The sequence below is a fragment of the Scytonema hofmannii PCC 7110 genome (assembly GCF_000346485.2).
Classification (GTDB): domain Bacteria; phylum Cyanobacteriota; class Cyanobacteriia; order Cyanobacteriales; family Nostocaceae; genus Scytonema; species Scytonema hofmannii.
In genome coordinates this window covers 2,006,061-2,023,241 of sequence record NZ_KQ976354.1, presented here as the reverse complement: position 1 = coordinate 2,023,241, position 17,181 = coordinate 2,006,061, and the positions used below count along the sequence as shown (strand labels likewise).

The 17,181-nt window shown below is 42.3% G+C and carries 11 protein-coding genes; 6 read left to right on the top strand and 5 right to left on the bottom strand.

All coding sequences use genetic code 11. From position 1 onward, the window contains the following. Window positions 1–88: 88 nt before the first annotated feature. Window positions 89–2,278 carry an ATP-binding protein gene (locus WA1_RS08800; RefSeq protein ID WP_017745434.1) on the bottom strand — a complete coding sequence of 730 codons (2,190 nt, stop codon included), beginning with the start codon at window positions 2,276–2,278 and terminating at the stop codon, window positions 89–91. A gap of 308 nt (window positions 2,279–2,586) precedes the next feature. On the opposite strand from WA1_RS08800, the gene WA1_RS08795 reads away from it, so the two are divergent. The 3 genes from WA1_RS08795 to WA1_RS08785 all read left to right on the top strand — a co-directional run bounded on the left by WA1_RS08795 (window position 2,587) and on the right by WA1_RS08785 (window position 6,251). Then, a complete protein-coding gene (locus tag WA1_RS08795; RefSeq protein WP_017745435.1) occupies window positions 2,587–4,281 on the top strand; it encodes a VWA domain-containing protein in 1,695 nt (564 codons plus the stop codon). 61 nt (window positions 4,282–4,342) lie between these two features. Beyond that, complete coding sequence (locus tag WA1_RS08790; protein ID WP_033335789.1) at window positions 4,343–5,071, top strand: BAR domain-containing protein; 729 nt, start codon at window positions 4,343–4,345, stop codon at window positions 5,069–5,071. A gap of 55 nt (window positions 5,072–5,126) precedes the next feature. Continuing rightward, window positions 5,127–6,251, top strand: a complete 1,125-nt coding sequence (locus WA1_RS08785; RefSeq protein ID WP_017745437.1) for a substrate-binding domain-containing protein — start codon at window positions 5,127–5,129, stop codon at window positions 6,249–6,251. On the opposite strand, the gene WA1_RS08780 is transcribed toward WA1_RS08785, so the two are convergent. The 4 genes from WA1_RS08780 to WA1_RS08765 all read right to left on the bottom strand — a co-directional run bounded on the left by WA1_RS08780 (window position 6,248) and on the right by WA1_RS08765 (window position 12,488). Beyond that, window positions 6,248–8,302, bottom strand: a complete 2,055-nt coding sequence (locus tag WA1_RS08780) for a potassium channel family protein (RefSeq protein WP_017745438.1) — start codon at window positions 8,300–8,302, stop codon at window positions 6,248–6,250. The genes WA1_RS08785 and WA1_RS08780 overlap by 4 nt on opposite strands. 248 nt (window positions 8,303–8,550) lie before the next feature. Continuing rightward, a complete protein-coding gene (locus WA1_RS08775; RefSeq protein WP_017745439.1) occupies window positions 8,551–9,072 on the bottom strand; it encodes a porin family protein in 522 nt (173 codons plus the stop codon). 221 nt (window positions 9,073–9,293) lie between these two features. Beyond that, complete coding sequence (gene murJ / locus WA1_RS08770; protein ID WP_017745440.1) at window positions 9,294–10,919, bottom strand: murein biosynthesis integral membrane protein MurJ; 1,626 nt, start codon at window positions 10,917–10,919, stop codon at window positions 9,294–9,296. Window positions 10,920–11,054: 135 nt separating this feature from the next. Further along, the gene (locus WA1_RS08765; protein ID WP_017745441.1) at window positions 11,055–12,488 is read right to left on the bottom strand and encodes an LCP family protein; all 1,434 of its coding nucleotides are present in this window, start codon (window positions 12,486–12,488) and stop codon (window positions 11,055–11,057) included. A 367-nt stretch (window positions 12,489–12,855) separates the two neighbouring features. On the opposite strand from WA1_RS08765, the gene WA1_RS08760 reads away from it, so the two are divergent. The 3 genes from WA1_RS08760 to WA1_RS08750 all read left to right on the top strand — a co-directional run bounded on the left by WA1_RS08760 (window position 12,856) and on the right by WA1_RS08750 (window position 17,078). Further along, entirely contained in the window at window positions 12,856–13,920 is a 1,065-nt protein-coding gene (locus tag WA1_RS08760; protein WP_017745442.1) for a mannose-1-phosphate guanylyltransferase, read from the top strand. A 201-nt stretch (window positions 13,921–14,121) separates the two neighbouring features. Beyond that, a complete protein-coding gene (locus tag WA1_RS08755; protein WP_026134884.1) occupies window positions 14,122–15,768 on the top strand; it encodes an ABC1 kinase family protein in 1,647 nt (548 codons plus the stop codon). Between the two features lie 269 nt (window positions 15,769–16,037). After that, a complete protein-coding gene (locus WA1_RS08750) occupies window positions 16,038–17,078 on the top strand; it encodes an ABC transporter ATP-binding protein (protein WP_017745444.1) in 1,041 nt (346 codons plus the stop codon). The last annotated feature ends 103 nt before the right edge of the window (window positions 17,079–17,181 follow it).

Sequence of the window (17,181 nt, the reverse complement as noted above, 5' to 3'; positions counted from 1 at the left end):
GAAATTCATCTATATATAAGCTAATAACTTTTTCGGTATAACAACAATAGGAAGATTACTGAAATTGGGGAGTTTTACCCAATCAACTCTACGATTGCTGAATCGGAATCTCGATCGCAAACTCTGTTCCCTCTCCTAAAGCAGAAATACAGCTTAATTGACCTCCGTGTTTCTCAACTACAATTTGGTAGCATATTGACAATCCTAAACCAGTGCCTTTACCTACGGGTTTGGTGGTGAAGAAGGGGTCAAATATCTTGGATAGCACTTTTTGAGATATCCCAAAGCCATTATCCCAAATACGAACCAAGACGCGGTTGTCTTGTACGACTTCAGTGGTAATTTGAATTTGAGGAGTAGAAAATTCTTCCCTCAAACCCTGATCGAGGGCGTCAATAGCGTTATTTAATATGCTCAAAAACACTTGGTTCATTTGTCCTGGGTAGCACTCAATTTTTGGCAACTGGCCATACATTTTTATCACTTTAATTGCGCTTTGATGAAGGGTATTATGCTTTAGTCTATGCTGTAGAAGTAGCAAGGTGCTATCCAACCCAGTATGAATATCTACGGTTTTTAATTCTGCTTCATCCAAGCGCGAAAAATTTCGTAAACTTAAAACAATATCGCCGATCCGCTGCGTTCCTACATCCATAGAATCAAGTAATTTTGGAAAGTCCTCCAGAATGAAATTCAGATCTGCCTCTTCTAAATATTTCTGAATTTCGCTTGCAGGCTGAGAATAATGTTTTTGGTAAAAACTTAAAGTTGTTATTAGTGTTTTTAAGTATTGATTAGCATAAAAAAGGTTTCCATGAATAAAGCTTATTGGGTTATTGATTTCATGAGCAATTCCAGCTATCATCTGTCCCAAGCTAGACATTTTTTCACTATGTACTAATTTAGCTTGAGCTTGTTGGAGGTTTCGCAGAGCTTGCGTCAATTCTTCTGTCCGTTTTTCTACACGATTTTCTAACTCTGAATTAGCATTTTCTAGTTCTTGATTCGTCTTTTCTAAGTTCGTAAAAGCAGAACTTAATTGAACCGCCATTTGATTAAATGAGTTGGCTAAAACACAAATTTCATGAACTCTTGAATTTTCTACTTGTTGCTCTAAACAACCATTAGAAATAGCAGTTGCTGCTTCAGTTAAACGTAGAATTGGTGTCGTAATCCAATGCGAAGTGTATATTCCTAACATAACAGCCAGTATTAATGCTCCCAGACACAATAGTATTGTGGTACGGGTATTGGCGTGAATTTGCTCTATAAAGTCAGCTTCAGGAACGACCACCACCACTAACCAGTCCAGACCCAAATTATCCCGCCAAGGAGTGACCAACACAAATTGGCGCTTCTGATTGAGCATAAGGTTAAGCTGCTGTGAGTTTTTGATTTTGCCGATCCCGCCAAAATACTGTGTTAAATATTTTGCAGTTGCTTGAATGAGATAATCGTGACTATTTATTCCCTTAAGTCTTTGTGGCTTTCCATTGACTATTGTGAAAGGTTGCTCAGTACCAGAGCTAGCAACCAATAGTCCGTTGCGCTCCAAGATAAAGGTTTTTCCTGTGGGGCTGACTTTAAGAAGGCGTAAAAAATTACTAATCTGTGATAAGCGCTGCTCAACCGCGATCGCACCTATGAGATTTTTGTTTTTATCAAAAACAGGATGAGTTGCAGAAATTGACAGGGGATATGGTTTTGTTTCCCATTGATAAATATCACTCCATAAGGGTTTGTGAAGTTGGGTTGTCTGTGCATACCAAGCTTCTTTTTGAAAAGCGTAATTCTTAACGTATTCAATGAGTTTAGTCCGATTTCCCTTCTCATCTGTTCCGTAGGTGTAAATTCCACTATTGCCATGTCGTTTTTGCGAAACCTCATCAATATTGATGCGGTTGTCATAAGCAGAACGTCCAGCAGATGCAAATTCACCTGCGATCGAACCGAAGAGAATATAACCAACATTATATAACTGTATTTGCTTCGCGAAAAAGTGTTGCAGCTTTTCTAGGTCTTGTGGAGCGAGTATCCCCAAGTCGAAAGCATCTGCATAGGTGTGGCTCAGTATCCGGGGCGTTGTCATGTAGCTGTCAAGGTGCTGATGGATACGCCCACTGACCTCGCTGCACAACCGCGTTGCTAAATTATTAACCGCTTTCTGTCCATTATACAAAGATAAATACCCAGTCAACCCCACAGCGGCGAAGATTTGCACGACAAAGGGGACAACAAGGAGCAAGCGCAGTGAAACTTTTTTGACAACCCAAGACATTTAATTTTTGTCCAAAACGCAAGCACCCCTCTGAACGCATACGCTCTTTTGCTTCTCTCTGGGGAGTTTGACAGGTTTATAGTTCCCAGATTGAAGTTAGAAATCTAGCTCATTTCATAAATTCTAACAACAAGCCTGATTAAGTAGTAGCTCATCTATAAAAGCAAGGATAAAACTCAAACACCCTATCTACCAAGCTTACCAATAAACAAACCATTCTCAACTAAAAACCGTTATCTGAAGTCAAGTTCAGGGAACTATACGAATGTGCCTTCGCAATTTATCATAACTAGTTACAAACTCAGGCTATGAAAAAAAAATTTTACATTAGTGTCACCTTAGGTACTTTCCTACTGGCTGGTTGCACGTCTGAAGTGAGTTCCGCCCCTAGAGAGGGTTTTGAAGTCAAGTTTTTAGTCGGTAGTGCTTTACAACAATTCTGCACCCAAGCAGCAGAACAGTTCAATCAAACAAAACCCAAGCTTGGTGATGGTAAAGCGTTCTACTTAAGTTGTCAGGCGATGGGAAGTGGCGATATAGTCACAAACCTAGTTAATAAAGCCAAGCAACTTCAATCTGGAAGCTTGCAAGCTGATTCACCAGACTTTCCTACTTTAGTTTCTTTAGATGGAGAAATTTACCACTCTCAGTTAGTTTACCAGTTCAATCAAGTCTTCCCCGGAAAAAACTATATTCCTCAAATTACTGATGCACCCTTACTGGCAAATAGCCCAATGGTGTTTATGGTTCCTACAGATGTTGCTACTGGATTGCAAAAACAAGAAGATGTATATAAAGCATTAGCCAAGGCAAAAACCCACAAAGAACTTGATGCAAGTAGTCCCACACTACCCATTTACTTTGTTCAATCCGCACCAACTCGCTCGAATTCAGGCTTGCAAACACTTGTGGCGCAATTTGTGTCTGTCTCTGGGAAACGTCCCGAACAACTAACAGCAACAGATGTCCAGAAATTCCAAACCCAAATCCAAAATATCCAAACTAAAATCACTCGCTACGGTGTTTCTACAGATGCTTTAGCCACCGATATGGTCAAAAATGGTTCATTTTGGGCATCTGTCGCTTCTGTTTACGAATCATCTGTGATTAAAGCCAACTCCAATTTACAACCCGGTCAAACCCGCTACAAAGCTATTTATCCAAAAGCAACCTTTACCTCTAATATGCGGGCGATCGTACCTAATGCACCTTGGGTAAGTTCAGATGAAAAAGCAGCTGCGGAAAAAGTTATTGCTTATTTGCAATCCCCAGACGCACAGAAAATTGCCACAGAACTCGGTTTGAGACCAGGTGTTCCTGGAGTGGAGTTGGGAGCAAAATTTAGTCCCGAATATGGCGTCGATCCCAATGCTAAATATGATTCTTTGCGTCCCCCCCAACCTGAAGTGGTGGCTGCAATGCTGAAATCTTGGCAAGAATTTGCCAAAAAACCTTCACAAGTCATTGTTGTGGTCGATTCTTCCGGTTCTATGCAAGGGAATAAATTACCTGCAGTGCAAAGTACTTTGCGTCAATATATTGAAAGCCTCGGACCAAAAGAAAAGATTGCTCTCATTGATTTTGATTCTGCAATTCGCTCTCCCATCGTTGTAGACGGAACTCCTCAAGGTAAAGAACGGGGGATGCAATTTATTGCTAGTTTGCAAGTCGATGGTGGGACTAAATTATATGATTCTGCCCTCTATGCACGTAATTGGTTAGCATCTAATCTCCGCAAAGATGCTATTAATGCTGTTGTTATTTTGACGGATGGTGAAGATTCTGAGTCTTCAATTAACTTAGAGCAATTACAGCAAGAACTTGGCAAAAGTAACTTTAGTAGTGACAAAAGAATTGCCTTTTTTACTGTTGGTTATGGCAATGAAGGAGAATTTAATCCAGACGCATTGAAGAAAATTGCTCAAGTTAATGGTGGTTATTACCGGAAGGGAGACCCTGCAACAATTTCTACTTTGATGTCTGAATTACAGGTGGAGTTTTAGCGATTTTGGATTTTGGATTTTGGATTTTGGATTTTAGATTTTGAATTTTGGATGCGTGGAAATGATTAAATTGGCAAATCCTATTTTTTACCCATTAAGTGTATTGGCTGGTGGTGTTGTCCTTGTTGTTGGTGTTCGTTTTGTGAGATTACCTAATGTTGTTATATTACCTACGGCTGCTTTAGTGGTAACAGTGGGGGCAGCTTTTTTGAAGTCTAGGGAACCAGATGCAGAAAAAATGGCAAAAGAACAATTACAAAAGGAATTACAAATGCTGTATAATGCTGCTAAAAATTTGGCTGATAAATCGAGAGATTTGCGTCAAGAAGCAAAGTATTTGTTAACTGATGATAGTTTTAAAATGGAATTACTGGTGATTGTGGAAGAGGCTTGCGATCGAGCTACGGAACTTCCTACAAAAATTGACCAACTATCCCGGCGCGTCCAAGGTCATAATTCTTTGCTCTCTCCTACAGAATTACAGCAACAATTGCTAGAAGTTCAAAATAAATTAGGTGCAAGTTCTGGGTCTGCACGCGAGCATTTAGAGAAATTAGCCGATAGCTTAAAACGCAATATTCAATTGGCAAAAGCAGGTGAAGATACTCGACAAGCACAAATCGTGAATCTCTACACTTTAATTCAAGAGACTGCAGGTATATTGCAGCATTTACAAAATAAGCTGCGGACTTCCGATTTGAGTAAATTTGAGGAAGTTAATGAGTTACGTTCTTTAAGTGCTGAGCTTAATAGTTACCAGGAGAATGTGGAAATTTTAGTGGGTCAATAGTTAGAGAAGTAAATTTTTTTGTACTTGATATACAACTGAAGTGAGAAACACATTTATGACTATCAAAAAAACTTCATTGCTTCGTCGGAAACAGGCAATAACTTCAATTGCGATCGCTCTAGCAGCACTCGGTTTAGCCTATGCTCCCTTACCAGGACTAGAACAAACAGTTGCGATCGTTAGCGGGACAGAATTACAAGCTCCGTTGCAAGAACTAGCAACTAAGTTTGAACAAAATAATCCTAACATCAAAATAGAGTTAAAATTTCAAGGTTCTCAAGATATTGTTAATAACTACATTGACCAAAAAACTGAACCAAAGCCAACTATTTTGATACCTGCTTCGGCTGAATTTTTAGATGAATTGCGCCAACGCTACACAACACAAAATAACAAAGAGCCATTTATAGAATCACCACAACCAATTGCTAAAACACTTTTAGTTGGTGTTGCTTGGTTAGAACGAGGTAAAGTTCTTTTCCCCAATGGTCGCTTTTCTTGGCAAAGGGTAGAACAAGCTATGCAAGCTTCTAATTGGCAAGCAATTGGCGGTCAAAAAGATTGGGGAAGCTTTGATTTTATGATGACCGATCCCAGCCGTTCTAACAGCGGTCAAGTTACTCTCAGTTTGTGGTCGCTGTCAAAATTTGGTGGCGATAATCCTAATAATGCTAACTTCAGCAATCCTACGGTGAGTTCCCTATTTGGAACAATTAAGCGCTCAGTCTACCAACCACCTCGTTCTACAGATATTCTTTTACAAGAGTTTATTACTCGCGGTCCTAATGATGCGGATGTAGCAACTGTTTATGAAAGTCTTGCCCTATCGCGATGGCAGCAATCTAGTAAGAATCAGGGTAAACCTTATCAAATTTACTACCTCGATCCTACCATTGAAACAATAGCAACTGCGGCAATTCTTCGTCAAGATGTAGATGCAGCAACAGCCAGTGCTGCGAAAAGTTTTATCTCTTATATAAGAGAACCCGAACAACAAAAAGTCTTTGTACAGCATGGTTTCCGTCCAGCAATTAATGGCGTTAATTTGCAAGGAGTTGCTAACAGCCCTTGGAATCAGAATGTTCCTGGCGTAGAAGTGAATCCATCTGTGAAAGCAGTACCAGTTCCCAAAGCACAAGTCCAAGCCGAAATCCAGCGCATTTGGCAAAGAGCGAATTAATGGAATTGCCCAATGAAAACTACACTTGCTACAACCTGCACTTTTCTTAGCTCGCGCACAAGACGCTGAGCTTGATATTTATAAAGTGGTGTTGGCAACACTATAGGTAAATTATTTATCCATTGCCTAGCATGAGTAGAACTACATCCCGCAATCAAGGTGATTTTCTCTGCACCGTTAGCAATAGCATTTTGAGTCAGCGCTTGTTCAATCTGCACTTGCCAAAGGCGAGGTAGCATTTCACCCCATTCAATTCGCTGCAAACCACTACTTGTGGCTAAAACAATCAAGCGATCGCCAGCATAAAGCGTAACATCATCCCAGGGCATTAACGAGTATTTTTGTTGCCGATATTTCTGGTAGAGAATCGGAACAACACCGTAGCCATGGGCTATCTCAGAGAGAAGCAACCCATTGAGGGTATCGCCTTCTTCGATGTTGTATTCTGTTACCATGACTATTCGATCGCTCAAGTGAAAGAAACTGAGAACGTTTTCTCCAAAGGCAGCACAAGCGAAGACTTCCGCAGATAAAACTGCACCACACAGAACTTGAGCATAAGGAAACAGAGGAGCTATATTGTCACAAAATTGGCGATCTTGAGTGCGGATAATCAAGCGACTTGTGGGGTTCATTGCATGAGCCACCAGACCAATTTCCAGATTTTCCATGTTATCGTCCCCAACTAAAACGATGCTTTTGGCATGAGAGAGATTCACCTTAGCGAGTGATTCAGTAGCATTGCCAACAATCAGGGGCATATCAGGTAAAATGTGTTTGTCGAGAGTGGTACTATGAATTCCCACTAACGGCTGGTTGAGTTCTTGCAAAAGAGCAGCCACTCTCTGTCCCAGCCGATTTAAGCCAATGAGCACCACATGGTTGCGTTGTGGCATGGGAGGTTCGGAATTGAAAAACTGGAATCTTGAAGTCACAAGAGCATCAGTTAGCAGTGCATACAAGACTCCTACGAAAGCTTGACCTGTTAACGTCAATCCCAGACTGAACAACCGCAACCACCACGGTATAGAATTCGATTCCTGTAATTGCGCTGCAAACTTAACGCCGCCAAATAAATCTCCGTATCCTCCTAAAAGCAAGACTGCTGTGGCATAGAAAGCTTCTTGGAGAGCGATCTGAGGATAATACAACCAGTAAAGAACTATGCCAACGAGCCACAGTATGAGTACGGTAATTGCATAGATTGTCGCAATTCTCCGGATCTGATTTTGACTTTGGTAGTAAGATTGCCAAAATTGCACTGTTCTCTGCCAGAGATTCTTCGCTGTGATGGCTTGGAGAAAATGTTGCCACTGCCCCCAAAAGTCCTGAGATTTCGTTGTATGTTGTTCAAATAAAGCCAATTCGCTTGCAACATCAATGTAAACGAGTGTGTCTCCTACCTGTACTTCTGCTTCTGGATTCCAGTCATAGAATTGTTTCGGTGGGTTAGATGAAACAGGTGTGTGACTCAAAATGCAGCGAGTTGTGAGATTGAGTCTATAGACTGGTTTGCCAATGCACCAGCTATCCTTTGGTTGTACCTGATGCTCTATGACTCGCAACAGTTGCCCTTCTACAGTAAAATATCCAATAGCTTCAGATCCCAGGGCTGTCAGAGCGAAGGCATGAGCCGAAAGATGGGTAGGCTCAAAGGCAACAAAATTGCCTAAATTTTCGTACAAGAGTTCGTTGAAATTTTGTTTGTCAGAACGTACAATCAGGCGAACCTGCGGATTGATACGCCGTGCTGCAAACGCAGCTTCTATATTCATCCGCTCATCTCTTGTCACTAAAAGTATTGAACGACACTGGCGTATATCCGCCTGCTCCAAAATACTTGGCTGGCGGCAGTCTCCTATGATTAACTTTTCTAGTAAGCTGGGTAGTTCTGGGACTTCCCAATGTTCGGGCTGCACATCGTCAATAGCGCTGATTTTAACATCGTACTTATTGAGGACTGCAACACAATGTTGCCCTAAACTTTTGAGTCCGCATACTAGGAAAAGGTCTTGCTTTTTTTCTTGATTAGTGGTGCCAGAGGGACACATTTTCTGTTGATGGCAGCATTACAGCCAATTACACTGAACATTACACTGATTTTACTGCGGATGTTTAACCTCAAGCTCCATCTGGGCAAAGTGGTCTTGTAGCATTTTTCAGATTAATAGACCACATGGAGTGGGGCGGGCGTCCTCGCCTGCTCTCCTGCCTAGAACCAGCGGGGACGCCCGTACCACAGAGCACTGCTTATACTGCGGCATCAATAAACCTTCTTTACCAATGGCACTCAGAAGGATTAGAAGCGCAAGCCTACACCTGATTGAATGCTAAGGGCGTCAGCAGAACTATTTTCATAAGCATCAATACCCCATTTAGCATCACCGTATAAGACGAAGTTTTTAGCGATTTCTCTCTCAGCACCAATTGTCACAACCGGTGAATTTTTATTGCCCAAGGGAGTGCTTTGACCTTCATCAGTCACAAAGGAGTAACCACCACCAACATAAACATTTGTATTTTTGGCAACAGGTACATCATAAGTGACTATTGGCATAGCAGCTGTTGCATCGCCACCGAACAGAACAGAACCGCGAACTGAAACAGGGGCATTTGGAACAGCAAATCGTCCTTGAATATTACCACCCAACGTTGCTGCATCATTATCTTGTCCGCCGTTAGTCACACCAGCCGCAACACCAGCACCCAAGTAGTTAGCACTTGTACCGCGTGTTGGAACTGATTGTGCTGAGGCAATTCCAGCAGAAAGAATAACAGAAGCAAAAACAAGTGTAGAGGTTGCTAATTTTGTAAATTTCATAGGTCTTTCGTAACTAGAGTTCATTAAAATCAATGCTTTCTAGTACTAGAGTCCCCTTTTTTACAAGATATGCCCTCGTACACTTAGGTGACCTAAGGGGGTGAAGTTTTTACACCCACTATGGTGAACATATTGTCTGTTAATTTTGCTAAAATAACCGCAGATGAACGCGGATGCACGCGGATAATATTATGGTATTATTTATCAGCGTCTGTCTGCGTTCATCTGCGGTTCAGAAAGCGCTGTTGCAACCGAGATGCAAAGACATTCACCTCAGGTATTTTCATACAAGCCGCGATCGCAGCGAAAATCCCCAAGCCTACTAAACCAGCAACAGATAGCTCTAACAATTGAATTAGCAACCCATCCTGACCCAAAAACCTTTGAGAAACCTCAAGAGTCCCATAACTAGCTGCACCAGCCACCACGCTACCAACAGCCATGCCCAAAATGGGTACACTCCACTCCAACCAAGGCAATCCACGTATCTTGCGATGTAGCAAAAATAACAACATTAAAGTAGAGCTAAAATTCACTCCTACGGTCGTCAACACTAAACCGGGAGCACCCAATTTTAGAATATTGATAAAAATGTAAGCTAAGACAACGTTAAGAAAGATATTAAAACTGCTGACACGAAATGGTGTATCCCCATCACCCAAAGCATAAAAGACTCTTACCAAAACATCGCGTGCCAAATAGACAAACATTCCACTACCGTATGCAACAAGCAGAGAAGCTACCAATTGAGATTCATCTTTTTGGAAAGCTCCCCGTTCGTAAATAACGCGCACAATAGGTACAGCCAAGGCAATCATTAGAGCACCTAAAGGCAGCATGGTAAAAGCAGACAGGATAATTCCTTGGCGAATGCGTAATTTGAGATCGTGCCAATCTTTAGGATCTGCCAGTCGGGAGAAAACTGGTAGTAGGGGAACCAAAATCATACTAGAAATGATTCCCAATGGTGTTTGTACCAAGAGATTAGCATTTGCCAGTGCCGCAGCAGCAGATGGAATATTAGAAGCAAAAAATAAAATCACCCAGAGGTTAATTTGCAGCATACCAGAGGAAATGGTGGCGGGTCCCATGATTTTCATGACCTCACCTACCCCAGGCTGATTGATATTAAATCGCAGGCGAAAACCACCCATTCCGGCTTGCGCTTGGGCGACAAGCTGTACCATCCATTGCAATATGGCTCCTGCTAAAGTTCCTGCAGCTAAAACCATTCCACCCAGCACAGCATACTCAGGGGCAGTAATTTTACTACCCAACTGCAGCCACAAAATACCCAACCCAATAATAACGGTAATACTGGAAAATAAAGGGCTGATGGAGGGCAGCCAGAATAGATTAGCAGCATTAAGCGTTCCAAAGCCAATACCAATCAACCCTGCCAGGATTGCCATTGGTGCCATAATCTGAAGTTGTTGGATGGCGATCGCTTTGACAGCGCCTCCCTGTGGCAATTGATTTAAACCTGGTGCTACCAAATCGATTAAGTTTCCAGAAAAAAGAACCAAAATAATAGTGAGGACAAGCAGCACCGCACCCACAATGGTTGTAATCGTCTCCACCAAAGGTGCTGCTTCTTCTTTATTGCGCTTAGCTAAGACACTCACAATAGCACTATGGAACGGTCCGTTGATCCCACCCAGTAAAATCAACAGAAAGCCGGGGATCACATAGGCATATTGATAAGCATCAGCTACAACACCCAAACCAAAAGCAGCAGCAATCACTTGCTGCCGAACTAAACCCACAACTTTACTAATTAAAGTACCTGCGGCAACAATGCCCGCAATTCCCGCTATAGAACGAGAAACCTTTTTTTCTTGTGTCACAAATAATACCTGGCAACTGAACTTGGTTAGTGGTTAGTAGATAGTGGTTAGTGGTTAGTGGTTAGTAGTTTTCAACCAACAACCAACAACTAACAACTAACAACTAACAACCAACAACCAACAACCAACAACTATCTACTCCCAATCCTTCCCAATCCGGATAGTAATATCAGATTCTATGTCACCAGTGCCAGAGACTTCAATCTGACCTTTACCAAAGATTTCCTGTATTTTTTCTCCTGCTTGTCGATTACCTTTTTGAACAATAATTTTAGATTCGCTTCGGGTATCAGACCAATCTGGCGCTGCGTAAACCTTAGCGAAGCCTTTGTCTTTAAGATATTTAATCGCTTTTTCAGCTAGTTGGGGTTTTTTAGAAGCATTTTGAATAGCAATTTTCAGTTGTGATGTAGGTTTTACGGTTGGCGACATTCCAGAGATTGTCACCCCGGCATACTCATCAAGCAAGTCTATTCGTCCGGTAAGATCGAGCCAGTAGTTATTAGGATCTGCACTCATAGGGCTGAAGATACCGGGCAATATGGTCATCTGGAACTTATCCCGCTCGATATTCAAGGTAAAGTTAACCAGCGCCATCATTTCCTCTACCTTCAGGTTGGTATCAAAGTGCCTCCGCATTAGGCGGATGATTTGAGGTAACTTAGGCTTCACCGTGGGACTATAAAGGCGTTCTTTCAACCCCAGCAAAAACGCTTGCTGTCGCTGAACTCTTGCCAAATCCCCCAGCCCTTCTTCCCGGAACTGCACAAACTGTTCTGCTTGTTCGCCATTGAGAGTTTGCCAACCACTGACCAAGTTAACTGATGACCGCCCAGTAGAGCCTTTTTGTACCATTGGTTTGGGTACAAATACTTCCACCCCATCAAACTGATCCACCAACTGTCGCAAACCTGCTGAAGAAAGGCGGATATAGCGATCGATAGGGGCGTTATTTAAAGTACGGCTGACTACGCGTGCTGCTAAAACATGACCTCCTTTGGCATTAGCCTCAGACACCTTATTCAATCCCTTTTCTGGAATTGCTATCATCGTATCTTTGGGGATCGAAAGCAATCGAATTGTTTTGTTTTCTGGATTTAACCGTACTAGCAAAACTGTGTCACTATTTCCAGAAAAACTTTCCGGAGAACCATCTACACTACCGGGAACAGGTTCAATACCCATGATTAAAATGTTCATGGGTCGTGCGAGCTGATATTGGGAGATGTTACTCCACAATTCTCCTGGCAACGGTCCTTTATGAGTATCTTGACCTCCAGTACTTAGCTCTTCATCTGTTCGATCCATATCACTCCACAACGGAGTCCAAAGCGCCAAGGTCGATACTAATAACCCCGATAAAGTGATCCCCACAACTCCTGTAAGTATCCAGAACAGCCATCGAGGCATTGCCAACCCCAACCTGTAATAAAGTTGGCTGGGAATGGAACCTTTAGACTCCACATAAGTCTGGGAATCTTTTTGGTGCTCTTTTACTTTCACCTCAATTGGTGACTGTTCCTCTGCTTCAGATGTGCCCTGATTTGCCTTTGCTACTTGTTTAACCACGAATATCTCCCCACTCAACCACTCCCTAAACGTAATGTTAATGCACGCTATCAAGCTTGCCAGTGAACGAAATCACCTTGTCAAGGATTCAATAAGTCCTCTATAAAGATGAAGTTAGCCGTTTTTATCCTAGGACTTACGCAAAAACCGGGTTTCTTTACCAAAAATTGTTGTTTCGCCATGAGTCTCTGTCCAGAAACCAGGTTTCTTTCGTGTGAGTGCGTAAGTCTTGTTATCCTTTACCCGTTATCCTTATATCCTTGCTTAGCATTCCCTCTTATTTCACCAGAACAACTTTATACTTCTTCATTCTTCTGTAGGGTCACAGTACACTTGTAGTGTTCTTCAGTAACCTAGACATGAAACAATGACTAAATCCCTAATCCCTGTCATTCTTGCCGGTGGAAAAGGCGAACGTTTTTGGCCACTGAGTCGCCAAAACCGTCCCAAGCAATTTTTAAATCTAGATGGCAGCAATAGAAGCTTGCTACAAGCAACTGCTGACCGACTGCTACCACTAGCAGGCGGTTGGGAAAACTTGTGGGTAATCACTTCTAGTCAGATTGCTCGGGGTGTTCTTGAACAACTACCCGAACTGCCATCCGACAATTTACTTGTTGAGTTACAGGGAAGGGATACTGCGGCTGCAGTTGCCTGGACAAGTTTGGAAATTAAAAACCGTTACGGTGAAGATGCCATTATTGGCTTTTTCCCCGCCGACCACTGGATTGCCGATAAAGAAGCGTTTGCAAACACCATAGATGCAGCTTCGCAACTTGCGGCTAGCTATTCAGCAATTGTAACTATGGGGATCAAGCCAACCTTTCCATCAACTGGTTACGGCTACATAGAACAAGGTGAAATAATTGATAGCTTTAAGGATTTGCCAGCTTATCACGTCAACCGCTTTACTGAAAAGCCCGACCATCAAACGGCAGAAAATTTCCTTTCTACGGGACGTTTTAGCTGGAATAGCGGTATGTTCGTTTTTCGAGCGGGTGTTGTTCTCAAGGAACTGCATATCCACTCGCCGGAAATCATTGAACCGTTAGAAAAGCACGGTCCTAACATCTACCCCCAGCTACCTAAGAAGAGTATAGACTATGCGTTAATGGAAAAGACAGGTCTAGCTTATGTAATTCCTGCAGAATTTGGTTGGGACGATCTGGGCGATTGGAATGCTATCGAGCGCTTACTGAAAAAAGAAGACACTCCCAATGTTGAACTTGCTACTCACGTTGGTCTAGATACACAAGGAGCAATACTCTATTCTTCCAACCCTGAAGATGTTATTGTAACTATCGGTTTGGACGATGTTGTGATTGTGCGCGATCGCAATGTCACACTTATTGTCCGAAAAGACCGTACTCAGGAAATCAAACAAGTGCTCAAAACTTTACAAAGCGATCCCCGCTTTACCAATTTACTGTAAAAACTAGACCTGGGCAAGACGTTACAGGAGTGCATTTTTGAGTATACCTTGTATATCAAGTTGGGCATTGGGCATTGGGCATTGGGCATTGGGCAATGAGAATTGAATAGTTTTTCACAATCCCTAACCCCCAACGCCCAATCCAAAATCCAAAATCCAAAATCCAAAATCCAAAATCCAAAATCCAAAATTCCTATAAAAATGTTCCTAACCCAAACAGTTCCTCGTCAAAGAGAAATTATTGAAGTTTTGCTTCGCAACGGCTGGGACTATATGCGGCGACTCATTACACTTGGTAAAGCCGATGAACCTCAGTTACCCACACCAGCTGTCTTAAAAAACATTTTGGTAGATTTAGGACCAGTCTATGTTAAGTTAGGCCAGCTGATGTCCACGCGTCCGGATTTGCTAAGCGGCTCCTATATTGAGGAACTATCAACTCTGCAAGACGAAGTTCCACCAGTTCCTTGGGCAGATGTAGAAGTTCTCATTCGCCAACAGCTCAAACAGCCTTTAGAAGAAACCTTCAGTACAATCAACGTTATTCCAGTTGCGGCTGGTTCTATTGCTCAAACACACCATGCTACCCTTGCAAGTGGTCGGGAAGTCGCACTCAAGGTACAACGACCGGGAATTGATATTACTGTTGCCCAAGATATTGCTTTGATTCAAGGGATTGCTGATTTGGTGGCGCGTACTGAGTTTGGGCAAACGTATGAAATCAAATCTATTGCTGAAGAATTTACCAAAGCGCTGGAAGCCGAGTTAGATTTTACACGGGAAGCTGGTTTTACCGACCAGTTGCGTCGCAATTTATCAAACAGTCGGTGGTTTGATCCCAAACAATTGGTTGTTGCTGAAATCTTTTGGGATTTAACGTCACCAAAGTTACTCGTTATGGAGTGGCTTGACGGTGTTCCCCTGCTGATGGCAGATTTAGAGAATCCGCAAAATGACACAGATCCTGCTGCCAAACGACAAGCAATTACCAGCATTTTATTCCGTGCTTTCTTCCAGCAACTTTATATAGATGGGTTCTTTCATGCCGATCCCCATCCAGGCAATTTGTTTTATCTCAAAGATGGTCGCGTTGCTTTGTTAGATTGTGGCATGGTAGGAAGGCTCGATCCGCGCACCCAGCAAATACTAACAGAAATGTTGCTGGCAATTGTGGATTTGGATGCTCAACGTTGTGCTCAATTAACTTTGCAACTCGCGGATTCTGCTGAACCAGTGATTTTGAGACGGTTGGAAAATGACTACGACCGGATGCTGCGAAAATATTATAACTTGAGCTTGTCTCAAATGAATTTTAGTCAAATTATTTATGAACTTTTGCAAGTAGCCCGTAACAATAAGATTCGCTTACCCAGCAATATGGGATTGTATGCTAAAACACTAGCTAATTTGGAGGGGGTAGCACGGGGATTTAACCCAGAAGTCAACTTTATCGACGAAATTCAGCCATTACTGACAGATTTGTTCCGCCGACAGCTCGTTGGGGATAGCCCCGTGCGATCGCTCCTCAGAACCGCATTGGATCTGAAAAGTCTCTCTTTACAATCTCCCCGTCAGATAGAATTGCTACTAGACCGAATCACCTCGGAAACTCTACAATGGAATATATCAGTGCGGGGATTGGATGGTTTGCGGCGCACCACAGACGATGCTGCTAATCGTCTTTCTTTCAGCATCTTAGTAGGTTCACTGATTATGGGTGCAGCAATTATTTCTAGTAATGCACGGACATCTCAGTTATCATTTTTGAGTAATGTGTTGTTTGCATTTGCGAGTTTGTTGGGGCTGTGGTTGATTGTTAGTATTCTGCGGTCTGGTCGCTTGCGTTAAAAATATACAGTCATTTTATAAGGAAGGCAGTAAGTTTGCTCAGATCCCCGACGAATTGAAGAAGTCGGGGATCTTACAGATCCTCACAATTAATCTGGTCGAGTACTAACGACTCATTAGGGCTAACTAAACTTGAGGTGTATTGTTGTGTGACTACAAAAACAATACAATCTTAAAACATACAAGTAGTCGTTATGTAGTGTATATATCAGGGTAGATGAAAATTCCTCTTCCCTAGCCTCTAACCCCCTACCCAGTTCTCCTAATATATGTCCCCAGAATCCCTTGTATCTGATACTTATCGTGCATCTAACTCTAGCGATCGCAGTATAATATCGGTTCAAAACCTAAGTAAGGTTTACCCTGTTGCTGTTAAAGAACCAGGTATTGTAGGAACAATAACTCATTTTTTCCGCCGTACCTACCGAGAAATTAAAGCAGTTCAAGGTGTCTCCTTTGAGATTGCACCTGGTGAGGTAGTAGGATTCTTAGGACCGAACGGTGCAGGTAAAACCACAACGCTGAAGATGCTGACAGGATTGATTTATCCTTCCGTTGGTCAAGTGAGAGTTGCTGGATACGTACCATTTCACCGTCATGAAGGGTTTTTGCAAAAAATTACTTTAGTAATGGGGCAAAAACAACAGTTACTTTGGGATTTACCAGCACTTGATTCCTTAAAAATTAATGCTGCTGTCTACAACATCCCAGATCGAGAGTTCCGACATCGAGTAGGGGAATTAACGGAGATGCTTTTGCTACAAGGCAAACTTAACCAGCCCGTGCGAAAACTCTCTTTAGGTGAACGGATGAAAGCAGAATTATTAGCAGCACTTTTACACCGTCCCCAAGTGTTGTTTTTAGATGAACCAACTCTAGGGCTAGACGTAAATGCTCAAATAGGAGTGCGCGATTTCTTACGCGAATATAATCAGCGCTACCAAGCAACAGTGCTGTTAACAAGTCATTATATGGCTGATATTACTGCTTTGTGTCAAAGAGTTCTGCTGATTCACCAAGGAAAGTTGATGTATGATGGCAGTCTGGACGGGCTGCTAGAAAGTTTTGCCCCTTATAAAGAAATTCATTTGGAATTAATGAATCCTCTTCCTAAAGAAAAACTCACATCTTATGGTGATGTACGACATATAGAGGGACGCTCTGTGTGTTTTATGGTGCAGCAAGAGTCACTGACCCGCACTGTTTCCCGTATCTTAGCTGACTTAGATGTCGTTGATTTAACAGTGACAGAACCACCTGTAGAAGAAGTGATTGGTCGAGTGTTTCAAGCGGGAGTCGTTAGTAGATAGTGGTTAGTAGATAGTGGTTAGTAGATAGTGGTGAACAACTAACAACTAACAACCAACAACTAACAACCAACAATTAACAACTAACAACTAACAACTAATCAAA